Annotated in this window: 22 protein-coding genes; 16 read left to right on the top strand and 6 right to left on the bottom strand. The window is 66.7% G+C overall.

Annotation, left to right across the window (positions count from 1 at the left end; all coding sequences use genetic code 11):
- Positions 1 to 12: 12 nt before the first annotated feature.
- From ACW4E8_RS19845 to ACW4E8_RS19835, 3 genes are read left to right on the top strand one after another with little or no spacing between them, the layout of a single operon-like run.
- Complete coding sequence (locus tag ACW4E8_RS19845) at positions 13 to 1248, top strand: acyl-CoA dehydrogenase family protein (RefSeq protein WP_456806084.1); 1236 nt, start codon at positions 13 to 15, stop codon at positions 1246 to 1248.
- A 35-nt stretch (positions 1249 to 1283) separates the two neighbouring features.
- Positions 1284 to 2453, top strand: coding sequence for a thiolase domain-containing protein (locus ACW4E8_RS19840; protein ID WP_456806083.1), 1170 nt, complete (start codon positions 1284 to 1286; stop codon positions 2451 to 2453).
- Positions 2454 to 2456: 3 nt separating this feature from the next.
- Positions 2457 to 2855: a Zn-ribbon domain-containing OB-fold protein gene (locus tag ACW4E8_RS19835; RefSeq protein WP_456806082.1), complete on the top strand. Its 399-nt coding sequence runs from the start codon at positions 2457 to 2459 to the stop codon at positions 2853 to 2855.
- 33 nt (positions 2856 to 2888) lie between these two features.
- Here the strand turns inward: ACW4E8_RS19835 and ACW4E8_RS19830 are convergent, their stop codons facing one another.
- The 3 genes from ACW4E8_RS19830 to ACW4E8_RS19820 form a co-directional block, all read right to left on the bottom strand.
- The gene (locus ACW4E8_RS19830) at positions 2889 to 5702 is read right to left on the bottom strand and encodes a LuxR C-terminal-related transcriptional regulator (RefSeq protein ID WP_456806081.1); all 2814 of its coding nucleotides are present in this window, start codon (positions 5700 to 5702) and stop codon (positions 2889 to 2891) included.
- 152 nt (positions 5703 to 5854) lie between these two features.
- Positions 5855 to 6553 carry an alpha/beta hydrolase gene (locus tag ACW4E8_RS19825; RefSeq protein ID WP_456806080.1) on the bottom strand — a complete coding sequence of 233 codons (699 nt, stop codon included), beginning with the start codon at positions 6551 to 6553 and terminating at the stop codon, positions 5855 to 5857.
- Between the two features lie 205 nt (positions 6554 to 6758).
- Positions 6759 to 6974, bottom strand: coding sequence for a hypothetical protein (locus ACW4E8_RS19820; RefSeq protein WP_456806079.1), 216 nt, complete (start codon positions 6972 to 6974; stop codon positions 6759 to 6761).
- A 134-nt stretch (positions 6975 to 7108) separates the two neighbouring features.
- On the opposite strand from ACW4E8_RS19820, the gene ACW4E8_RS19815 reads away from it, so the two are divergent.
- Positions 7109 to 8182 carry a maleylacetate reductase gene (locus ACW4E8_RS19815; RefSeq protein WP_456806078.1) on the top strand — a complete coding sequence of 358 codons (1074 nt, stop codon included), beginning with the start codon at positions 7109 to 7111 and terminating at the stop codon, positions 8180 to 8182.
- On the top strand, positions 8160 to 9098 hold the full coding sequence (locus tag ACW4E8_RS19810) for an NAD(P)-dependent oxidoreductase (protein WP_456806077.1): 939 nt from the start codon (positions 8160 to 8162) through the stop codon (positions 9096 to 9098). The genes ACW4E8_RS19815 and ACW4E8_RS19810 overlap by 23 nt, the downstream gene beginning before the upstream one ends.
- A 39-nt stretch (positions 9099 to 9137) precedes the next feature.
- On the opposite strand, the gene ACW4E8_RS19805 is transcribed toward ACW4E8_RS19810, so the two are convergent.
- A complete protein-coding gene (locus ACW4E8_RS19805; protein WP_456806076.1) occupies positions 9138 to 10052 on the bottom strand; it encodes a LysR family transcriptional regulator in 915 nt (304 codons plus the stop codon).
- A 224-nt stretch (positions 10053 to 10276) separates the two neighbouring features.
- On the opposite strand from ACW4E8_RS19805, the gene ACW4E8_RS19800 reads away from it, so the two are divergent.
- The 10 genes from ACW4E8_RS19800 to ACW4E8_RS19755 all read left to right on the top strand — a co-directional run bounded on the left by ACW4E8_RS19800 (position 10277) and on the right by ACW4E8_RS19755 (position 19382).
- Positions 10277 to 11617 (top strand): amidohydrolase family protein, encoded by a 1341-nt coding sequence (locus ACW4E8_RS19800; RefSeq protein WP_456806075.1) that lies wholly within the window; start codon positions 10277 to 10279, stop codon positions 11615 to 11617.
- Between the two features lie 9 nt (positions 11618 to 11626).
- On the top strand, positions 11627 to 13135 hold the full coding sequence (locus tag ACW4E8_RS19795) for a sugar ABC transporter ATP-binding protein (RefSeq protein ID WP_456806074.1): 1509 nt from the start codon (positions 11627 to 11629) through the stop codon (positions 13133 to 13135).
- Between the two features lies 1 nt (position 13136).
- Positions 13137 to 14117: an ABC transporter permease gene (locus ACW4E8_RS19790; protein ID WP_456806073.1), complete on the top strand. Its 981-nt coding sequence runs from the start codon at positions 13137 to 13139 to the stop codon at positions 14115 to 14117.
- Positions 14114 to 15079, top strand: coding sequence for an ABC transporter permease (locus tag ACW4E8_RS19785; RefSeq protein WP_456806072.1), 966 nt, complete (start codon positions 14114 to 14116; stop codon positions 15077 to 15079). The genes ACW4E8_RS19790 and ACW4E8_RS19785 overlap by 4 nt, the downstream gene beginning before the upstream one ends.
- Before the next feature lie 64 nt (positions 15080 to 15143).
- Complete coding sequence (locus ACW4E8_RS19780) at positions 15144 to 16112, top strand: sugar ABC transporter substrate-binding protein (protein WP_456806071.1); 969 nt, start codon at positions 15144 to 15146, stop codon at positions 16110 to 16112.
- Positions 16113 to 16142: 30 nt separating this feature from the next.
- A complete protein-coding gene (locus ACW4E8_RS19775) occupies positions 16143 to 17024 on the top strand; it encodes an intradiol ring-cleavage dioxygenase (RefSeq protein WP_456806070.1) in 882 nt (293 codons plus the stop codon).
- 13 nt (positions 17025 to 17037) lie between these two features.
- Positions 17038 to 17340, top strand: coding sequence for a YciI family protein (locus tag ACW4E8_RS19770; protein WP_114135190.1), 303 nt, complete (start codon positions 17038 to 17040; stop codon positions 17338 to 17340).
- A 56-nt stretch (positions 17341 to 17396) separates the two neighbouring features.
- Positions 17397 to 17729 carry a Dabb family protein gene (locus ACW4E8_RS19765; RefSeq protein WP_114135191.1) on the top strand — a complete coding sequence of 111 codons (333 nt, stop codon included), beginning with the start codon at positions 17397 to 17399 and terminating at the stop codon, positions 17727 to 17729.
- Positions 17730 to 17820: 91 nt separating this feature from the next.
- On the top strand, positions 17821 to 18819 hold the full coding sequence (locus tag ACW4E8_RS19760) for a Gfo/Idh/MocA family protein (protein WP_456806069.1): 999 nt from the start codon (positions 17821 to 17823) through the stop codon (positions 18817 to 18819).
- A gap of 32 nt (positions 18820 to 18851) precedes the next feature.
- Positions 18852 to 19382 carry a VOC family protein gene (locus ACW4E8_RS19755; protein WP_114135193.1) on the top strand — a complete coding sequence of 177 codons (531 nt, stop codon included), beginning with the start codon at positions 18852 to 18854 and terminating at the stop codon, positions 19380 to 19382.
- Positions 19383 to 19428: 46 nt separating this feature from the next.
- Here the strand turns inward: ACW4E8_RS19755 and ACW4E8_RS19750 are convergent, their stop codons facing one another.
- The gene (locus ACW4E8_RS19750; protein WP_456806068.1) at positions 19429 to 20373 is read right to left on the bottom strand and encodes an NAD-dependent epimerase/dehydratase family protein; all 945 of its coding nucleotides are present in this window, start codon (positions 20371 to 20373) and stop codon (positions 19429 to 19431) included.
- A 114-nt stretch (positions 20374 to 20487) separates the two neighbouring features.
- Between ACW4E8_RS19750 and ACW4E8_RS19745 the strand changes: the two genes are divergently transcribed.
- Complete coding sequence (locus ACW4E8_RS19745; protein ID WP_456806067.1) at positions 20488 to 21384, top strand: LysR family transcriptional regulator; 897 nt, start codon at positions 20488 to 20490, stop codon at positions 21382 to 21384.
- A gap of 14 nt (positions 21385 to 21398) precedes the next feature.
- On the opposite strand, the gene ACW4E8_RS19740 is transcribed toward ACW4E8_RS19745, so the two are convergent.
- Positions 21399 to 22421 (bottom strand): class I fructose-bisphosphate aldolase, encoded by a 1023-nt coding sequence (locus ACW4E8_RS19740; protein WP_456806066.1) that lies wholly within the window; start codon positions 22419 to 22421, stop codon positions 21399 to 21401.
- Positions 22422 to 22583 lie beyond the last annotated feature (162 nt).

Below are 22583 nucleotides of genomic sequence, written 5' to 3'. Positions count from 1 at the left end.
TCGGAAACCGACATGACGAATACTGAACTGCAAGAAGAGGCGTTGGTCGTTGCCGACTCGCTGATCCGCTTTATCGATCGCGAGGTGCTGCCGCTCGAACGCGAGCACAAGGAACTGCTGGCCAGCGAACGCACCATCTACGGTGCCGACGGCCGCTTCACCGCGCCCGTGGTGGCGCTGCGCCGGCAGGTGCGCATGCGCTCGGCGGAGCTGGGCTTCTACAACCTGTTCGCGCCGGAGGAACTCGGCGGCGGCGGGCTTGGCGCCCAGGCCGCGCTGGCGATCCAGGAGGCGGTGAACGCCCGGTACGGACCGGCACGCACGCTGATCCAGAACGTGATCCTGCCGTCCTCGTTCACCAACGGGCTGTCGCCGGTGCTGCGCCATCTCGATCCCGCGGTGCTGGCGTTGTATCGCGACGGCCTGGCGCGGGGCGAGCAGACCATGTGCTTCGGGCTGAGCGAACCGGACGCGGGCTCTGACGTCTTCGCCATGAAGACGCGTGCCGTGCGGGACGGCGACCACTGGGAGGTGACCGGGACCAAGCAATGGATCACCAATGCCCCCTATGCCGACCTGGCCATGGTCTTCGCGGTCACCGACGAGGCCCTGGCGCGCGAGCGCAAGGGCGGCATCTCCGGCTTCCTGGTGCCGACCAGCACGCCGGGCTTCAGCGTGCCTAGCGTGATCCCGACCATGGGGCACCTTGGCGCCGAGATCGGCATCGTCACGCTGGACAAGGTGCGCGTGCCCGACAGCCATCGCCTGGGAGAGGTAGGCAAGGGCCTGGCCGTGGCGCTGGGCGGCGTCAGCGTGGGCCGCCTGTCGATGGCCGGAACCTGCGTCGGGCTGGCGCGCTGGGCGCTGGACCAGGCGCTGGAGTATGCCAAGGTGCGCAAGACCTTCGGGCGCCCGATCGCGGACCACCAGGCGATCCAGTTCATGCTGGCGGAGTCTGCCATGGACATCTATGCCGCCAAATGCATGGCCCAGAACTGCGCGGCCCGTGTCGATGCCGGCGAGCCTGCCACCAAGGAGGTCTCGATGACCAAGGCATTCGCCACCGAGATGCTCAATCGCGTGATGGACCGCTGCATCCAGATCCATGGCGCCATGGGTCTGACCAATGAGCTGCGGCTGGAGGCAGGCTTCCGGCTGGCGCGGACCATGCGCATTCCGGATGGCACGGCGGAGATCCAGCGCCGCACGGTGGCCGGCCGGCTGCTCGCCGGCGATACCGCGATCTGAGGCGGCATTGTGGAACAGACGGGAGGAACTGCTGAATGAGCATCAAGCGACGTGCCTGCATCGCAGGCGCATTCGAACACCCGACCCGCAAGGCGCCGGACAAGACCGTGGCGCAGCTGCACGCGGAATGCGCGAGGGGCGCGCTGGCGGATGCCGGCCTGACCTTGCAGGACGTGGACGGCTATTTCTGCGCGGGCGATGCGCCGGGCCTGGGCGTGCTCAATATGGTCGACTATCTCGGCCTGCGCGTGCGGCATGTCGATTCCAGTGAAACCGGCGGGTCGTCCTATCTGATCCACGTTGCCCATGCTGCGCAGGCGATCGCGGCGGGCAAGTGCAATGTCGCCCTGATCACGCTCGCCGGACGGCCAAGGAGCGAAGGATCGAGCGGACTGGTCCCGCGCACCGCCAGCACGGCCACGCCGGACGTTGCCTTCGAAAGGCCCTACGGCCCGCTGACCGTCAACATGTACGCGCTGGCCGCGGCACGGCATATGTACGAGTTCGGTACCACCAGCGAGCAGCTGGCCTGGATCAAGGTCGCCGCCGCCGCGCATGCCCAGCACAACGTCAATGCCATGCTGCGCGAGCCGGTGACCGTCAGCGATGTGCTGGCGTCGCCCATGGTGTCCGACCCGCTGCACCGCCTCGACTGCTGCGTGGTCAGCGATGGCGGCGGGGCCCTGCTGGTGGTGCGCCCGGAGATCGCCCGCTCGCTCGGGCGCCCGGTCGTCAACATCCTGGGCGCTGGCGAGACCGTCAAGGGCCAGAGCAACGGGCAGGTGGACCTGAGCTATTCGGGCGCGGCGGTGTCCGGGCCGCTGGCCTTTGCCGAGGCGGGAGTGACGCCCGCCGACATCCAGTACGCGTCTATCTATGACAGCTTCACGATCACCGTGCTGATGCAGCTGGAGGACCTGGGCTTCTGCAAGAAGGGCGAAGGCGGTCGCTTCGTTGCCGACGGCAACCTGATCTCCGGCGTCGGCAAGCTGCCGTTCAACACCGATGGGGGCGGGCTGTGCAACAACCACCCGGCCAACCGGGGCGGCATCACCAAGGTCATCGAGGCAGTCAGGCAGCTGCGCGGCGAAGCGCATCCGAAAGTGCAGGTGCCGGACTGCCGCCTGGCACTGGCGCAGGGAACCGGCGGGCTGCTGGGGTCGCGGCATGGCAGCGCGACGCTGATCCTGGAACGGGAGGGTTAAGGCATGACCACGATCTATCAGGACCGCCCGCTTGGGGCGCCCGTCATCGATGCCGCCAACGGGCCCTTCTGGCGCGCGGCGGCGCAAGGCAGCCTGCTGATCGGGCATTGCCCGGCCTGCGGCAAGCACCACTGGTATCCCCGTCCGCTTTGCCCCTATTGCCTGAGCGATACCGAATGGCAGCAGGCCAGTGGCCACGGCACGGTCTACAGCATCAGCGTGACGCGCAAGGCCGGGCCCATCGCCTATGCCATTGCCTATGTCCGGCTGGAAGAGGGGGTGACGATGCTGACCAATATCGTCGATGCCGACCTCGATGCGGTGCGCATCGGCGACCGGGTCAGGGTTTGCTTCAAGCCCGCCGAAGACGGCCACATGGTTCCCATGTTCACGCCGGCCTGACGGCAACGCCCGAGGCGAGCGCCTCGGGCACGGCTACGGCTGCGGTGCCCCGGCCGGCGAGCCGAGGTCCAGCTCCAGGTGGCGCGCGCGCGCCACGGCTTCATCGCGCGTGGTGACGCCCAGCTTGCCGTAGATCTTCTTCAGGTGCCATTTCACCGTCTCGGGCGACAGGCCGAGCGCGCGCGCGATCTTCTTGTTCGGCATGGTTTGCGCCAGCAGCCGCAGCACGTCGGCTTCGCGCTCGCTCAGGTCCAGCGCCGGCAGGCGCAGCGCGCCCTGGCGGTCGCCGGCAGCTGCCAGCGCGGCTGAGCTGGCCTGCTGCGCGGCCTGCAGGCGCGCCACATAGAAGCTGAGCACCGGGTCTTGCTGCTGCTGCGACATGTCCTGCAGGAGCCTGGCGATCAGTGGCATGGCCGCCGGGTCGGCATCGAGCAGGCTGCGCACCAGGCCGAGCCGATGGCCCAGGCGCAGCGCGGCCAGGGCTTCTTCGCGCGCCGCGTCCGGGCGTTCGCGGCGGCTCTCGACCAGGGCATTCTGCAAGCGCAACTGTGCCACCTGCCGCTGCCAGCCGCGGGCCTCGCAGCGGGTAATCAGGGAGGTGAGCCGGATATGCGCGCCGTGGAAGTCCTCATGCGCGATGCAGCGGCGGATATGGGCCTGCTGCGTGACTGCGCGGATCTCGTCCAGCGCACTGGGGCCGGGCTGGTCGTAGCGCGCATCGATGGCATCGAGCCGGGCCAGGCAGGCGTCGGCCGCATCCAGCTCGCCGCCTGACAGATGGCGCGAGACCCGCGCGGCCAGCGCATGCGCGAGCAGCCGGTCCAGGCCCAGCTGCGTGGCATAGTCTTCGAGGCGATCGAGGTAGGCGAACGCGTCCAACGGGTGGCCGCAGGCCCAGTGCGCGGCCGACAGGGTCGCCAGGACCTTCAGCACGGAGTCGGGGATCGACACGCGCTCGAGCACATCGACCCGCTCTTCCAGCAGCCGGATGGCGCCCGCGGCGTCGTTGTGCTCGTACAGCACGTCGGCGAGCAGCGCTGCCGAGAAATAGGCGGCCTCCGAGCACAGCTTGCTTTGCTGTTCGGCCTCGCGCAGCACATCGCGGCTGATGCGCTCGACCTGCAGCATCTGGCCTTCCAGCGCGTAGCTGAAGCCCATCAGGCTGCGCCCGCTCAGGCTGCCGGCGGTGGAGCCGGTAAGTGGGGTGCCGTCGAGCAGCAGGGGCGGCTGGTCGCACTGGAAGCTGCGCGCGCGCTCGTATTCGCCCCGATGCATATAGAGCCAGGACAGCAGCGCACGGCGCGTGCCGGTGACGATGGCATCGTCATGCGAGGACGCCTGCAGCAGCTCCGGCAGGATCGACATGGCCGCATCCGTGTCGTCCCGTTGCAAGGCCATCACGCCGCGCAGCACGGTCAGCGTGACGCGCGACTCGGTATCGTCGGACGGGATCTCGGCCTGCAGGCGATCCATGGCGGCCGCGGCCGCATCGAACTCGCGGGCGTAGAGCTGCATGCGCAGCTTCCAGAGCCGCAGGCCGATGCGCGCCTGGATCTGCTCGGGCGGCAACAGCCGCACCAGCTGCACCACCCGGCGCAGTTCGCCCCGGCTGAACAGGTTCCGGGCGCTTTGCAGCACCAGGTCGGCAGCCGCGTCGGCTTCGCCGCCAAGCACGGCGTGGCGCACGGCCTCTTCGATATGGCCATGCGCGCGGAACCAATGCCAGGCGGCTACGTGGACCTGTCGCTGCTGGATCTCGCTCCAGGCATGGAAGCGTTCGAGCAGGGTCTCGCGCAGCAAGGGATGGAGCCGGTACCACGAACCGGGTTCGGCGCCCTCGACCGGCACGATGAAGAGGTTGTCGCATTCCAGGCGCGCCAGCAGCGCTGCCACCTCGGCCAGCGGCTGCGGTGGCTCGGTCAGCGCTGCGCACAGCGCGGTGCAGAAGCGGTCGCTGCTCGCCACGCGGATCAGCAGCGCGGTTTCGCTCGGTGACAGGCGCGACAGCACCTCGCGCTCGAAGTATTGCGTGAACGCCCCGGCGTTCTGCACATGCGCGCGCACCATGCTGTCAGCCAGCGAGGCCCCGCCGGTGGCTTGCTTCCTGCGCTTCCAGTGCGCGGCGAAGAGGTGCAGGCCCGCCACCCAGCCATCGGTCAGTTCATGCAGGGTGCGGGCATCGCGCGGGCTGATGTGGTCGAGCTGGGCGTTCAGGAACTGCTCGGACTCCGGCAGCGTGAAGCGCAGGTCGCGCTGGTCCAGTTCCAGCACCAGTCCCTGGTCGCGCAGGCGGGCCAGGGACAGCGGCACCGCGGCACGGGACAGCAGCACGAGGTGGAAATTGGGTGGGGCGTAGTCCAGCAGCCATTGCAAGGCTTCGTGGATACGGGCGCTGGTCAAATGGTGGAAGTCGTCCAGGACCAGCGTCACATCGCGCTGATGGGCGGCAATGCCGTGCAGCAGCGAAATCACGGCGCATTCCACGGCCTCGGTATTGGTGGCCCGCCCCGCCAGCAGGGCCGCTTCGCGCGTGATGGCGGGATCGGTCTGTTCCAGGCTGGCCAGCAGGCTGTCAAGCCAGCGCCCCGGCTCGTTGTCGTCCTCGGTGAGGGTCAGCCAGGCAACGTCGAAATTCAGCCCCAGCAGCGCCTGCCGCCAGGCCACCAGCGTGGTGCTCTTGCCGCAGCCGGCGGGACCCTGCAAGACCAGGCAACGCTTGTGCCGTGATTCGAACAGTTGGGTCAGCAGCCGTTCACGCGCGAGGACGCGGGCCGGGCCGCGAGGGGGAAGAAACTTGTCGACTGCAACCAGGTCCGGCGCAGTGCTGTGGTGTAGACCTTGCAGCATATTGGACACATACCTTGTAGCCGGGATCGGGTAGGTCCGGATCGGTGGCGCGGTGTTCCGAAGTGAGCCTTGATTGTACGGGAAACCTCTTCTCTGTAGCGACTGAAGGGGCGGCAAGCGCCCCATACGTGCACAAGGAGAGTCGGCAGTGGCTACGCCTTGATGGTCTCGCTTGCAGCCTCGTCGATCAAGGCCGCGACTTCTGCTGCCTTTGACGCCAGCGAAGCATGGCTTGCCGCCAGGGTCATGACTTTCCTGGCATTGAGCCGGGCCGCCATCTTCTGCTGGTTCTCCGGGGCGATCATTCTGTCTTCGCTGGAGACCTGGTACCAGGACGGCTTCTTCTTCCACGCCGGCGCGGTGATGGTATCGCCAAAGGTGCTGGCAAGCGGCGCCTTCTGCGTCACCGCCATCACCAGGGCTTCGTCGGGCGACAGATCCTGGCAGAAGCTCTCATGGAACTTGTCGGGGTTGAGCCACAGGTAGCCATCGCTGTCGGGCACCAGGTTCGGCGCTGCGGCAGGAAGATGCTGCTGCGTGATTGCGCCGGGGCTCTCTCCCGCGTCGGGAGCAAAGGCCGCGATATACACAAGCCCGACCACATTCGGCTGGTCACCCACCTGGGTAATCACGGCGCCGCCGTATGAATGCCCCACCAGCAGGACAGGGCCTGCCTGCTGGGCAATCATCTTGCGGGTACGCTCGGCATCGTCAGCCAGCGAGGTCAACGGGAGCTCTACGGCGCGCAGGGACGTATAGCCCTTGCGTGCCAGCTCAATGATGACGTTGCGCCAATGCGCGGCGCCGCCCCAGAACCCGTGCACCAACACAACCGTAGGCTTGTTGCTCATGACCTGGACTCCTGTTCGTGGATGAATACGGCTCGCCGATCATGGCGGCACGCCGTGGGTCTTCGGCGGAGCGGCCCGTGCATCAACCGATGCCACGAAGGCTCGGCCTGGTGCCCCATACGACTATAGGAATAATGATGCGGCCGAGCGAGCTCATATTCGTGAGCCTTGGCGTATGCGGGAAACGGCACCTTTGGCAGGCTTCTTAGGCGGCTTCTTTCAGCTCCGCCAGCACGCGCCGGCCGGCGACCAGTTGCTGCGCCACTTCGGCCACGCGGGCGTCCAGGTGCTCGGCGGTGCGCAGATCGGCCAGCGGCGGCGCCACCTCGGCGCTCACATCCGCATCGGACTGCGCGGCGGCACCCAGGGTTAACCTGGGCCTGCCCCCGGGCCACAACAACTCCAAGTCGACCGAAGACACGCTCAACCGCCACGGCTTCGTTCTGCCAGGCAATTCTTCCGCATTGTTGAAGAGTGTTTTCCGGACGGACTATTTCCTTTCTGCGCACGGAAAGATAGCGTTCTGCTGATCCGTACCAAGACCTGAAGGAAGCCATGCAATCGTCGCAACCATTCATCCATGAGGCGCATGCGGTCCGCGTCGTGTTCGGCGCCGGGACGTCGGACCAGGTTGCAGACGAGGTCGGGCACCTCGGCGCCAGGCGCGCCCTGGTGCTCTGCACGCCCAACCAGGTTGCCGAGGCCCAGCGCATTTCCGACTTGCTGGACTCGCTGTCGGCCGGCATCTTCCCGGGCGCCGTCATGCACGTGCCGGTTGAGAGCGCCCGCGAGGCGGTGGCACGTGCCCGTGCGGCCGGCGCCGATTGCGTGGTGGCCATCGGCGGCGGTTCGACTACCGGACTGGGCAAGGCCATTGCGCTGGAAACCGGCATGCCGATCCTGGCTATTCCGACCAGTTACGCCGGCTCGGAGATGACGCCCATCTACGGACTCACGGAGGCAGGCCTGAAGAAGACGGGCCGCGATCCGCGCGTGCTGCCACGCACCGTCATCTACGATCCGGCACTGACGGTCGGGCTGCCCGTCGGGCTGACCGTGACTAGCGGCCTGAACGCGATCGCCCATGCCGCCGAAGGACTATATGCCCGCGACGCCAACCCGGTGATGTCGCTGATGGCAGAGGAGGGCATCCGGGCGCTCGCCGCCGGCATCCCCGCGGTCTTTCGTGAACCGGCCGATCTCGACGCGCGCGCGCAGTGCCTGTACGGCGCGTGGCTGTGTGGCACCGTGCTCGGCAGCGTCGGTATGGCGCTCCATCACAAGCTGTGCCACACGCTGGGCGGCAGCTTTAACCTGCCGCATGCCGAGACCCACGCCATCGTGCTGCCCCATGCCATGGCGTATAACGCGGCGGCAGCACCGGAGGCGATGGCACGCATTCAGCGGGCCACCGGCGCGACCGGGGTTTCGGCGCCAGCGGCATTGTTCGACCTGGCCGCGCGCCATGGCACACCGGTCGCTCTGCGCGATATCGGCATGCGCGAGCAAGACCTCGAGCGCGCCACCGACATCGCCCTGGCCAACCCCTACTGGAATCCCCGCCCGATCGAGCGCGACCCGATCCGGGCTCTGCTGCAGGCCGCCTATGACGGCGTGCGTCCGGCATGAACCCATGAATGCAAGTTCACACACGAGAAACTGGAGAGAGACCATGAAGATTGGCTTTATCGGAACTGGCAAGATTGGCTTGCCGATGGCACGTCATCTGGCCGCGGCTGGAAATGAGGTCCTGGTATTCGACGTGGCTCCCGCGCGGGTGGCGGCTGCGCAGCAGGCGGGCCTTTCCGTTGCGGCGTCGCTTGCCGAAGCGGTCGCCGAGGCAGAGGTGGTGTTCAGCTCCATGCCAAACGATGCCGCGTTCACGGCCGTTTCCGGCCAGGTCGCTGCCGCGGCCAGACCTGGCGCGCTCTACATCGACACCAGCACGATATCTCCTCCAACGTCGGCCGCCGCAGCGCCGGCGCTGGCTGCGCGAGACATCAGCTATCTGCGTGTGACCGTATCGGGCAATAACCACATGGCCGAGGCGGCCCGGCTGACGACGCTTGCATCGGGGCCAAAGGAGGCCTACGAACGTGTCACGCCGCTGCTGGCTGCACTGGGCCCGGCACAGTTCTATCTTGGCGAGGCCGAGGAGGCGCGCCTGATGAAGCTGGTCGTCAATCTGCTGATCGGCCTGACCAGCGGCATGCTGGCCGAAGCGCTGACGCTGGGCAAGAAGGGCGGCCTGGACTGGGCCGCCATGTGGGAGGTGATCACCGCGAGCGCCGTGGCCTCGCCGATCGTCAAGGCAAAGTCCGCGCAACTGGTCGCGCATGACTACACGCCCACCTTCACGGTGGACCAGATGCTCAAGGATGTCGGGCTGATCCTCGACGCCGGCGCGGATCTGCGCGTGCCGATGGGACTGACCGCGTTGCTTGGACAGATGCTGCAGGGCGCCGCCGCGCAGGGTATGGCGGGCCACGACTATGCCGCCGTGATCAAGTCGGCGGGACTGGCCGCGGGCATGCAGCCTGGCTAGTCAATGCCCGGTGCCCGTAGGCCAGCCGCCCCCGGCGGCCTACGAGGTCCACTTGCGCTCGTAATCCATGCGCTGGAAGTGGCTGACCAGGAACTCGATGAACAGGCGCACCCGTGCCGGCAGGTGATGCCTGGTCTGGAACGCGATATTGACCGTCAGCCTGGGCAGATCCCAGTCGTCGAGCACGGGGATCAGCCGGCCCGCGACGATGTCGTCGTAGATGATGTACTTGGGCTGCACCAGGATGCCCATGCCTTCCAGCGCGGCCGCGCGCAGCACCTGGCCCTCGTTGGACTCCATCTTGCTCCGCACCGTCACCACGCGTTGCTCGTCGCCCCGCGTGAACGCCAGCTCGTTGGGCCGGTTGGCGTAGGCGTAGATCATCATCTCGTGATTGACCAGGTCTTCCACGCTGCGCGGTGTGCCCTTGTGGTCGAGATAGCGCGGCGAGGCTGCCAGCACCCGTCGCGTCTCCGCCAGGCGGCGCACGGTCAGGTTGGAGTCCGGCTCGAACTCACGCGTGCGGATCGCCAGGTCGATGCCGCTGTCCATGATGTCGTAGTAGCGGTTGGCGGTCAGGATATTGACGTTCACCTTCGGGTAGAGCGCGGTGAACTCCGGCATCAGCGGCGCCAGGTGCTTCATCGCGAAAGACACCGAGGCCGTAATGGTCAGCGTGCCGCTGGGCTCCAGCACGGTGGCGCTGACGTCGGCCTCGGCCTCTTTCATCTCCGCCAGTACCCCCTTGCAGCGCTTGAGGAATTCCTCGCCCACCTGCGTCAGGAAGAGCCGGCGCGTATTGCGCTCGACCAGCCGCGCGGACAGCCTTTGCTCCAGGGAACTCAGGTAGCGGCTTGCTGCCGCGTTCGAGATCTCCAGGCTTTCGGCGGCCTTGGTGATGCTGCCAAGTTCGGCGGTTTGTACGAACAACTCAATTTCGGTCCAGCGGTCCATGCCTTGTCTCCACTTCTTCCCGGTTCGCCTGACTTTCTCGGGCAGTGGAAAGAAGATTTCCTCATTCGCCGTTTTTTTTCATTTTTTGCCAGTATAGACTCCAACCCATGCGCAGTCAGCAAACGTTTGCAGAGCGTACTGACCAGCACAAGGCAAGGAACCGCTGAAAGAAATGCGTAGGCGGCACCGCAAGGGCCAGCCACCAGGCAAAGGAGACAAAAGGTATGACGCGTACCCTGATTCGCGGGGCGCTGCTCGTCACGATGGAGGCCGCCGATGGCGAGTTCATCGGCGACCTGCTGATCGAGGGCGAGCGCATCGCCGCCATCGCGCCGCATATCGACGCACCCGATGCCGAGCAGATCGATGCGCGCGGCTTTATCGTGGCGCCCGGCTTTATCAACGCCCACATGCACACCTGGCAGAGCGCCCTGCGCGGCGTGGCCGCCGGCTGGACGTTGACCGAGTACTTCCGCCAGATGCATGCTGGCCTGGCAACGCGCTTCGCGCCGGAAGATATCCATGTCGCCACGCTGGTCGGCGCGTGGAACCAGCTCGACTGCGGCACGACCACACTGGTCGACTGGTGCCACAACAATCCCACCCCCGCCCATAGCGACGCCGCGCTCGACGCGCTGGAGCAATCCGGAATCCGCGCGGCCTTCCTGCACGGCTCGCCCAAGCCGGATCCCAGGCCCGGCGTTGCGCCGTTCTGGGAAACCCCGCATCCGCGCAGCGAAGTCGAGCGCCTTGCGCGGCGGCTGCAGGGCTCCAGCCTGGTAAGCCTGGGCCTGGCCATACTCGGCCCGCATTATTCCACGATGGAGGTGGCGCTGCACGACTTTGCCCTGGCGCGCGAGTTCGGTCTGCTGGCCAGCATGCACCAGGGCGGCGGCGGCGCGCGCACGCCCGATGGCTGGGAGCGGCTGGAAGCCGCCGGCCTGCTCGGACCGCACATCAATATCGTGCACGGCAACAACCTGAGCGACGCGCAACTTGCACGCTTCGTCGACGCGGGCATGAGCTTCTCGCTGACGCCGGAGAACGAGCTGACCCAGGGCCACGGTTTTCCCATCACGGGCCGGCTGCGCAAGCTGGGCGCAGCGCCTTCACTGGGTGTGGATCTCGAATCCGTCCTGTCCGGCGAGATGTTCATCGCCGCGCGCGTCGCGCTCGGGGTGCAGCGCGCGCTGGACCATGCCGCCTTCCGCGCGCAGCAGGGCGAGATTGCCGCCAGCCACGAAGTGAGCTGCCGCGAGGCGCTGGAATGGATCACCGTGGCCGGCGCGCGCATGCTTGGCATGGCCGACCGCATCGGCTCGCTTGCCGCAGGCAAGCAGGCCGACCTGGTGCTGATCGACGCGCGGCGGCTCAACATGATGCCGCTGCACGACCCGGTCAGCGCGGTAGTGATGCAAGCCAGCCTGGCCAATATCGACAGCGTGTTTGTCGGCGGCGTTGCACGCAAGCGCCACGGCCACCTGCTGGTCGACGGGTTGCCGGCGAAGCTGGAGGCGCTGCGCGCGTCCGGCGAACGCCTGCTCCATAAGCCTGCCCACGCATAAGAGAAGACCATGAACGCGATCACCGAAGTGACCCCCCTGTTCGAGATGCGCGGCATCTGCAAGGGCTTTCCGGGCGTCAAGGCGCTGGACGATGTGTCGTTCGCGATCTACCCTGGCGAGGTGCACATGCTCCTCGGCGAGAACGGCGCGGGCAAGTCATCGCTGATGAAGGTGCTGTGCGGGGTGTATGTGGCCGACGCCGGCGAGTTCTACCACGGGGGGCAGCGCGTCCGCGTGGCCAGCCCCGTCGATACGATGCGGCTCGGCATCGCCGTGATCTTCCAGGAATTCTCGCTGGTGCCGTACCTGGATATCGCGCAGAACATCTTCCTCGGGCGCGAGCCGCGCGGGCGCGTGCCGGGCTCGGTGGACCATGCCAGGATGCATGCCGAGGCGCGCCGCCTGCTCGATATCCTCGGCATGGACCTTAGCACGCATATGCCCGTGCACCGCCTCGGCGTGGCGCAGCAGCAGATGGTGGAGATTGCCAAGGCGCTGTCGCAGGACGCCCGCATCCTGGTGCTCGACGAGCCCACCGCGGCGCTGTCGGACCGCGAGACCGAGAAGCTGTTCGCGGTGATCGGCAAGCTCAAGGCCGAGGGCGTGTCGATGATCTATATCTCGCACCGCATGGCCGAAGTGTTCGCGCTGGGCGACCGCATCACCGTGATGCGCGACGGCCGCAAGGTCGGCAGCTACCTGCCGGGCGAAGCGACGCCCGACGAGCTGGTGGCCCGCATGGTGGGCCGCAAGGTCGATATGAGCTACACCCGTGCGCGCGGCGGCCCCGTTGGAGAACTCGCGCTGGAGGTGCACCGCGTCAGCGCCGACAACGGTATCGAGGACATCAATCTGCAGGTGCGCGCCGGCGAGATCGTCGGCCTGGCGGGGCTGGTCGGCTCCGGCCGCAGCGAGGTGGCCAGGGCAGTGTTCGGCGCCGACCCGATCCGCCAGGGCGAGATCCGCATCTTCGGCAAGCCGATGCAAGGCGGCCCGGACAAGGCGCGCGCGCTCGGCGCGGCGCTGATCCCGGAGAGCCGCAAGACCGAGGGGCTGGCCCTGATCCGCACCGTGCGCGACAACCTGCTGCTGGCCGGGCTGCGGCGCGCCTTCCCCGCGCACTGGTATCGCAGCGGCAAGGCCGACACGCTGGCAACGCGCGAGATCGGCCGGCTGCGTATTGCCACGCCCGGCGGCGACCAGCTTGCGCAATTCCTCTCGGGCGGCAACCAGCAGAAGATCGTGATCGGCAAATGGCTGATCGCCGAATCCAGGCTGTTTATCTTCGACGAGCCGACCCGCGGCATCGACGTGGGTGCCAAGGCCGAGATCTTCGCGCTGATCGACAGCCTGGTGAAGGAGGGCGCGGCGGTACTGCTGATCAGCTCCGAGCTGCCGGAGATCGTCAACGTCTGCGACCGGACCTATGTCATGCGCGAAGGCCGCATCGCCGGCCAACTCCTGCATGGGGAAATGACCGAGGAGAGCATTTTGCAACTGGGGATGAACGATGCCTGATATGCCTGATACCCGCGCTCTGCCGCGCGCCGGGGCGCTGCCGCTTGTGACGGCGCTGATGCCGGCGCTCGGCAAGCTACCCGGCTCGGTCTGGGTCCTGCTGCTGCTGACGCTGGCTTTTTCCGCCAGCGGCCACGGCTTCCTGAGCCTGGCCAACCTGCTCAATGTGGGCACGCAGTCCACCATCCTGCTGCTGATCGCCTTGCCGATGACGCTGATCATCATGACGGAAGGGCTGGACCTGTCGATGGGCGCGGTCCTCACGCTGTGCGGCGTGGCTCTCGCCATGGTGATGGTGGCGACCGGCTCGCTGTTGCTTGCGCTGGCGGCGGCGCTTGGCATCGGGCTTCTGTTCGGCGTGCTCAACGGCGCGCTGGTGGCCGGCCTGGGGATTCCTCCCTTCGTCGCCACGCTCGGCACGCTCGGCGTGGCGCAGGGGCTGGCGCTGGTGGTTACCGACGGTCAGAGCGTGGTGGGCATCGGCGACACCGTTCCGCTGCTTTACTCGGGGGCGCTGCTCGGCATCCCGGTGCCGCTGTGGATCGCCGCGGCGTTCTACGGCCTGTTTCACTGGCTGCTCTATCGCACCCGCTTCGGCGCCTATGTGTTCGCGCTTGGCGGCAACCGTGAGGCGCTCAAGTTCGCCGGCGTGCGCATCAACCGCTGGCTGGTCACGGTGTACGCGCTGGGCGGCGTGATGGCTGGCATTGCCGCGCTGCTGCTGACCGCCCGCATGAACGCCGGCCACCCGACGGCGGCGATCGGGCTGGAGTTCGACGCCATCGCAGCGGTGGCGGTCGGCGGCACCACCTTCGATCGCGGCAATGGCTGGCTGCCGGGCACGGTGCTTGGCGTGCTGGCCGTCGGCGTGTTGCGCAACGGCCTGAACCTGGTCGGGGTGCAGTCCTCGATCCAGGTTGCGGCTATCGGGCTGCTCGTGCTGGTGGTGTTGCTGATCGAATCCATCAAGGGGAAAGCATGAATGCCGTGACCGCATGGGACCCGTTGTCGACGGACGCCCGCTCCTTTGCCTACCGCCTGTTTGCGCTCGGCCTGCTGTGTGCGGCGCTGGCGGTGGCGTCGGACGCCTTCCTGACGCTGAACAACCTGCTCAATGTGCTGCGACAGGCCAGCTTGTTGTTCCTGCTGGCCTCGGGGCTGACGCTGGTGATCCTGACCGGCGGCCTTGATCTCTCCGTTGGAGCCAATGTGGCGATGTCCGCCTGCCTGGCGGCGAGCGTCATGAAGGCCACCGGCTCGACGACGCTGGGCGTGGGCGTCGGCCTGGGCAGCGGCGTGCTGATCGGGCTGGGCAACGGCCTGCTGGTGGCGGTGCTGCGCATCCCGCCCTTTATCGCCACCTACGGGATGCTCTGGGTGCTGCACGGGCTGACCTACTGGTTCATGGCCGGCGAAACCATCCACGGCTTCGCGCCCGAGTTCCGCGCCATCGGCAGCGGCTACCTGTGGGGCGTGCCGATCCCGGTCTTCCTGATGCTGGCTTTCCTCGTGGCGGGCACCGCGATATCGCAGAAGACCACCTACGGCCAGGAGATCTACGCCATCGGCGCCAACCCCGTGGCCGCCAGGCTGTCGGGCGTGCCGGTCACGCGCCGGCTGGTGCTGGTCTATGTGGTGAGCGGCGCGATGGCAGGCCTGGCCAGCCTGGTGTTCCTGGCGCGCCTGAACTCCGCCGAGGGGGACATCGGCGAGACGCTGACCTTGCCGGCCATTGCCGCGGTACTGATCGGCGGCACGTCGCTGTTCGGCGGCGTGGGCCGGGTATCCGGCACGCTGGTGGGCGCCATCATCCTGACGCTGGTGCTCAACGGCATGAACCTGCTGACCGTCAGCGCCAACTGGCAGCCGCTGGTCACCGGGATCATCGTAGTGCTGGCGGTATTCCTCGACACCCTGTCGCGCCGCCGGCTTGGCACCAGATAAGAAGAACAGCAGCAACGCCGGCCCGTACCGCGCCGGCGATATCCCAAAACCAAGGAGACAGAACATGCAAGCGCGCAACCTGAAGCAGATCGCAGCCATGCTGGCCTTCGGCCTGCTGGCCATGCCGGCCGCCCACGCCGACGGCGAAAGGATCGCCGTCTTTACCAAGAACCAGACCAACCCCTACTTCCAGGTACTGCGCCAGGGCGCGGACGCGGCGGCCAAAAGCATGAATGCAAAGGTCACGCACTATATCCCGACCAAGCCGGACAGCATTCCGGAGCAGATGAGCCAGATCGAGGACGTCATCGTCAAGAAGTCCGATGCCGTGGTGTTCGTGCCGGTGGACTACAAGGCGATGGGTCCGGGCGTGAAGAAGATCAACGCGGCGAATATCCCGGTGGTCAACGTCACTGACCGCAGTGATGTCGGCAGCTTCGTTTCCTTCGTGGGCGCCAGCGACTACGAGCTTGGCCTGAAGACCGCCAGCCACCTGTTCAAGGCCATGGGCGGCAAGGGCAATGTGGTGCTGCTCGAGGGCGTCAAAGGCTCGCTGACCAATGTCGACCGCGTGCGCGGCGTACAGGATGCGCTCAAGGCCTTCCCGGGCGTCAAGCTGCTGGCCTCGCAGCCGGCCAACTACCAGCGCCTGCAGGCCTTGCAGGTGATGGAGAACCTGATGCAGTCCTACCCGCAGATCGATGGGGTGTTCGCCGCCAACGACGCCATGGCGATCGGCGCCATCGAGGCCCTGCAGGGTGCCAACCGCAAGGCGCTCGTCTCTGGCATCAACGGCACCAAGGAAGCAATTGACGCCATCAAGGCCGGCACCATGCTGGCCACCGGCGATTACAACGGCTTCGCCCAGGGCTGTCTCGGCACCATGGCTGCGATCCGCAAGCTGCGCGGCCTGCCGGTAAAGCAGGAGATCGTTCTCCCTGCCACGGTGGTCGACAAGACGAACTACCAGCCGCTCGACGTGCCCGTGGAAAAACGCACCTGCCCGCGCTGGGAAGACGGCGCGAAGGCGTAGCGCCTCGCAGGCAATCAAGGAATGACTACCATGCGCAATCTCGATGAAGAGACCATTACCCAGGCGGTACTGGCTCGCAATCTCGATATGAAGGACCGCCGCCTCAAGGAGGTCATGACCAGCCTGATCCAGCACCTGCACGCGTTCGCCAGGGAGATCAGGCTGACCGAGGAGGAGTGGGCCGCCGGCATCCGGTTTCTGACGGACGTGGGCCATACCTGCAACCCCAGCCGCCAGGAGTTCATCCTGCTCTCGGACACGCTCGGCCTGTCCACGCTGGTGACCGCGCAGAACCACCGCAAGCCGCTGGGCTGCACCGAGGCCACGGTGTTCGGCCCGTTCTATGTCGACGACGCGCCCGAGTACGAACTCGGCGCCGACGTGGGCAACGGCATGACGGGCGAGCCTTGCTACGTCAGCGGCCAGGTTAGGAGCATCACCGGCGAGGTCGTGCCCGGCGCGAAGCTGGAAGTCTGGCAGGCCGATGCCGAGGGCTTCTACGATGTGCAGGACCCGGAGCGTAGCTGCGCACAGGGCCGTGGCACGCTGCACGCCGACGCGGACGGGTGCTTCCATTTCCGGTCCATCGTGGCGCAGTCCTATCCGATCCCGCACGACGGCCCGGTCGGGCGCATGCTCGACGCCATGGGCCGCCACCCGTGGCGCCCGGCGCACCTGCATTTCATGATTTCGGCGCCCGGCTACGAGACGCTGGTCACCCATGTGTTCCGTGACGGCGATAAATACCTGGATTCCGACGCGGTGTTCGGTGTGCGCTCCTCGCTGGTGGCCGACTGGGTCCGGCATGAAGCGGGCAAGACGCCCGACGGCGGCAAGTCGGACACACCCTTCTTCACACTCGATTACGACTTCGTGCTCAATCCCGTCAAGCCCACCCAGGCCAACAGATAACGAGGCAAGCCCCATGCTTTACGTATTTCACCTGATCGACAAGCCCGGCGTAGGCGAACTGCGCCTGCGCGTGCGCCCAGAACACAAGGTCTACCTGCGCGCCGTGGAGAACCAGATCGCCTTCGCCGGCCCGCTGCTGGCCGAGGACGGCGAGACCATGGTCGGCAGCCTGCTGGTGATCGACTTTGCGTCCATCGGGGCCGCGCGTCGCTGGCTGGCCGAAGAGCCGTTCACGCGGGCCGGAGTCTACGCCACGAGCGCGATTCACGCCTTCAACAATATGTGGCAGCAAAAGACGGGTTTTCCGGCGGCCTGAGGCGCCGGACATTCGCAGAAACAAAGAGAGACAACGCTTCAGCCAGGGAGGCCATTTTGCCCATCGTCAAACATATCGTGATGTGGAACTTGCGCGGGGACAACGAAGGCGAGAAGCGGGATGCTATCGCACGGCTCAAGGGTGCCTTCGAGGGCCTGCGCGGCAGGATTCCCGGCCTGCGGCATATCGAGATCGGCGTCGACTCGAGTCGCGTCGACTATGCCTGCGACGTGGTTCTGTATTCGGAGTTCGACTCGCGCAGCGCGCTCGAGGGCTATGCCAGCCATCCCGAGCACCAGCGCGTCAAGCGTGAGCTCGGCGACCTGCGTATCGCCAGGTATCAGGTCGACTACGACGGCGCCGGGCCGCACGCTGAACCAGATCACTGACCACGTAGCGCGTTCATTCAGGTAGGCATGACCGGCCTCGACATGCGTGGCGTCGATTGACCGGCAGGCCAGCATTCAAAGGAGACGGATTGTGAAAGTCGCAGTGGCCGGTTTGGGGTGGTGGGGAAAGCAGATCATCCGCTCATTGGGCAACAGTACCAAGTTCAAGGTGGTCGTGGCCATCGACCCGATGGTGACCGATGACGGGCGGCAGTTCGCGCGCGAGGCGGGCGTGGAACTCGCCGCCGACCTGGCCGAAGTGCTGGGGCGCAGCGATATCGAAGGCGTGATCCTCGCCACCCCGCATTCGCTGCATGAGCAGCAGGTGTTGTCGGCACTCGAGGCCGGCAAGCATGTCTTCTGCGAGAAGCCGCTGGCGATGACGGCGGACGGCGCGCAGCGCATCGTCGATGCCTGCGCGCGGCAGGGCAAGGTGCTCGGGGTGGGGCACGAGCGCCGCTTCGAACCCGCCATCGTCGAGCTGATGCGCATGGTGCGTGCCGGCGAACTGGGCCGCCTGCTGCATATGGAGGCCAATGTCAGCCATGACCTGTTCCGCAAACTCGATCCGTCAAACTGGCGCCTGGACCAGAAGCATGCGCCGGCCGGCATGATGACGGCGGTGGGCATCCACATCACCGACATCCTTGTCGCCCTGGCCGGCGGCGCGAGCAGCGTACGGGCGCGTACCGAGTCGCTGGTCTTCCCGGAGCCCGTGCGCGACTTCACCACGGCCACCATTGCTTTTTGCTCGCGTGTGCAGGCCACCATCAGCTTCCTTTCGGTCACGCCGTTCCACGGGCGTATCGCTGTGTTCGGTGACAAGGGCTGGGTGGAGATCGTATCCCAAGGCAACGTCGACCAGGGCCTGCCCACTCGCCTGACGCATTGCAGCGGTACCGGGGTGCCGCCCATGGAACGCGGCTATGACGCCAATGACGCCGTGCTGGCCAACTTCGAGGCGTGGGCCGACGCCGTGGCAGGCTTGGGGCAATACCCATTCACGGCTGGCGAACTGGTGGACAACATCAAGTTGTTCGAGGCCATCGTGCAATCAAGCGAGCGGGGCGGCGAAGCCGTCGCGCTGTAATAGGACGAGCAGGTTTTTTCGGAGGAAGGACAATGTCCAGCAACAACAGCGAGACGCGCGTGCCGCGCGCATTCAACCATGTCGGACTGACGGTGCCGGATATCGACCGGGCCATCGCCTGGTATGGCGCCGTATTCGGCTTCCAGCTAATCTACCGGCGCACCATCGAGCTTACGCCGGGGGTGCCGGAAGTGGCGGAGATCTTCGGGCCCCGCTTCGAAAAGGCCTACCAGGCGCACCTGGTCACCGCCAATGGTGTCGGACTAGAGCTGTTCCAGTTCATCACGCCGGCGGTTGAGCCGCACGAGGATACCTTCACATACTGGCGCCAGGGTGTGTTCCACCTGTGCTTCACCGATCCCGATCTTGAAGGGCTGGCAGCGCGTATCGTCGCCAACGGCGGCAAGCAGCGCACGAAGGTTTGGACCTTTCTCCCGGACCGTCCCTACCAGCTGGTCTATTGCGAGGACTGCTTTGGCAATGTGATTGAAGGCTTTTCGCATTCCTACGCGGAAGTGTTCTCCAGCATGCCGGGCTGGCACGGAGCCAGAAACGCAGCCTAGGGCTGTCCGGCGAACTGCGGTCATTGCGAAATGGCAGCGAGGCGTCTCAGCAACGCACCGCTGCCAGCGTCTGGCGGATACCTTTGTCGTAGGGCGTCTTGCGGATCGGCCCGATCAGCCGCTGCAGCGCCGAGTCGTCCATGATCAGCGGGTCAGTCATCAGGTAATTCATCTCCACCAGTTCGCGCATGAACGGGTTGAACAGGCCGAGCAGGCGCAGCATCGTCTTGCCCGCGACGCGCAGCTTCAGCGTGCGCCCGGTCTGCCGTTCCATTTCCGAGACCAGCTCGCGCTGCGTCGCGACACCGGCGCCCGCCAGGTGCCAGATCTTGCCGAAGGCCGCCGGCGTGTCGATCAGCCGTGCCACCACCGGCCCCACGTCGGGCACATAGACGAATTCGTGCGGCGGGTCGACGGGCCCGATCATGTCAGCCGTGCCGCCATTCACCGCCGCCTGCGCGGCGCGGTGCAGCAGGCTGGCTTGCACGCCCGGGCCATAGAAGTCAGGCAGCCGCAGCACCGTGGCGCGGATCCGCCCGCAGGCATCGGCCTGCATCAGCAGATCCTCCTGGGCCTTGCGCATGCGGCCCTTGAAGGTGTGCGGCTCGCGCGGATGGTCTTCGCGGACCGGGTTGCCGGTCTGGACCCGGCCGTAGGGATAGACGGTGCCGATCAGGATGAAGTTCTTGACGCCAGCGGCCACGGCGCCGTCCAGGGTCTTGCGCATCAGTTCGGGGTGCAGCTGGAACTGCCAGTAATTAACGCCGACCATGTAGATCAGCGTCTCGATGCCGCTGGCGGCGGCTTGCACCGACTCGGGCGAATCGGGATTCCAGGTGACGACCTCGGCGAGCGGATCCGTCCCGAAGGCTGTGCGCAGGCTGCCCGCGCTGCGGCCGACCACGCGATAGGGCTGGCCCTTGCTGCGCAGCGCGGCGGCCACGCTTTGACCGATCGCGCCGGCTGCGCCGAAGAGAGCGACTTTGGACATGGCGAATCTCCTGTTGAGTTGGCACCAGTGCTGAAAGCGGCTTCAGTCTGCAAGCTCGGAAGCTAAAAGGAAATTGCCTATAATCGGCTGGATACTATAAATAAATGCATAGGCATGCCCAAGCGCGAACCAGACTGGGAGTGGTACCGGACCTTCCTTCAGGTGCTGGAGACCGGTTCGCTGTCCGCAGCCGGGCGGGCAATGGGCCTGACGCAGCCGACCGTCGGCCGGCACATCGACAGTCTCGAAGCCGCCCTTGGGCTGAAGCTGTTCACCCGCTCATTCGACGGATTCGCGCCGACCGACGCGGCGCATGAGCTGAAGCCCTATGCCGCCGGCATTGCCGCGACGGCTGCGGCAATGCGGCGGGTCGCCAGCGGCCACGGCGCGGGCGTGCGTGGCACGGTGCGCTTGTCGGCAAGCGAAGTCATCGGCGTCGAAGTGTTGCCGCCGATACTGGCGGCGCTGCACAACGAGCATCCGGAACTGGAAATCGAGCTGGTGCTGTCGAACCAGGCCGACGACCTGCTGCGCCCCGAGGCGGATATTGCGGTCCGGATGTTCCGGCCGGAGCAGGAAGCGCTGGTGGCCACGCGCGTCGGCGGGATCGAACTGGGCCTGCATGCCCACGAAAGTTATCTGGCATCCCATGGCGTGCCGAAGTCGCTGGCGGATCTGTCCCGTTTTGCGGTGATCGGCTTCGATCAGGAGAACGCCTTTATCCGCCGCTTGCAGGCCAGGTTCAAAGCCTTCTCGCGCGATACCCTGGCCTTCCGTGCCAATAGCGACCTGGCACAACTGGGCGCGATACGCGCGGGATTTGGCATCGGCGTGTGCCAGGCGGCGCTGGCGGCGCGGGACCCGCGGCTGGTCAGGGTCCTGCCCAACCAGTTCTCGGTGATCATGGATACCTGGGTCGCGATGCACGAGGACCTGCGCGAGAGCGCGCGCTGCGCGGTGACGTTTGCCGCGCTGGCTTCGGGCCTGCGCGCCTACGCCGAAGGGGCGTAGGCGCATCGGCAAGCTCAGCCCGCAGCGTTCTCCTGCGCCGCGTCGTATTGCCCCAGGCAGGCCATGGCATTCAGCCGTGAGCGCTGCAGCAGCGCCCGTTGCGCTTGCGCCGCGTTGGCGGCGTCGCCGCGCCAGGCCAGCAGGGGCGGCTCCTGCAAGGCGCGCCCGTAGGAGAAGGACAGCCGCCAGGGCAGCGGGGCAAGCCGGTTCATGGCGTCCAGATTGACGGTGGCCTCGGTGGGCGTCTGGCCGCCGGACAGGAAGAAGATGCCCGGCACCGCCGCCGGCACCGTGCGCTTGAGCACCTGCACGGTCTGCATGGCGACTTCGGCCGGTGCCGCGTGCCCGGCGTCCTTGCCGGGCAGCACCATGCTGGGCTTCAGCAGCATGTGCTCGAGCACCACCGCATGCCGGTCCAAGGCATGAAAGACTGCATGCAGCACGGCCTCGGTGACCTCGGCGCAACGTGCCATGGAGTGCGCGCCATCCATCAGCACCTCGGGCTCGACAATGGGTACCACGCCCGCTTCCTGGCAGATCGCGGCATAGCGTGCCAGCGCCTCTGCATTGGCCTGGACGGCAGCCCATCCCGGTAGTTTGTCCGACACGTTGTAGACCGCGCGCCACTTGGCAAAGCGCGCGCCCTGCTGGCGATAGCCGGCAAGCCGCTTGGCCAGCCCGTCGAGACCCTCGGTGACCTCGTCCCCGGGTGCCAGGGCGAGCGCGATCTTGCCCTTGTCCACCTTGATGCCGGGCACGATGCCCTGGCGCGCGGCCAGTTCCGGCAGCGGCGTGCCATCGTCGGCGCGCTGGCCCAAGGTTTCCTCGTACAGGATCACGCCGCTGATGAACTCGCCAAGACCCGGTGCCGACAAGAGCAGGCTGCGCCACGCGCGGCGGTTCTCCTCGCTCGATTCCACACCGATGCGTTCGAACCGCTTGGCGATGGTCGGGCCGCTTTCGTCGGCTGCCAGCAGCCCTCTGCCCGCTTGTGTCAGGGCGTCCACAGTGGCTTGCAGTTCGCTTCTTGTGTCCATGACGTTGCTCCGCGAAGGTGACATAGGAACAAGCATTGGCTCGAAAATGCCATCGCGCAAGCACGCGGGAGCGCATGGCGCTTGCTTATGGTGGCGGGCCGAACGCTTCGCGCCCTGGGGGGGACAGCCTGAACCGGCCGGGCGGTGTGGGATAATTGCCGC

Source organism: Cupriavidus sp. CP313, assembly GCF_054072015.1.
Note: the sequence above shows the minus strand (reverse complement) of the source record. Positions and strands in the feature narration are given on the sequence as shown.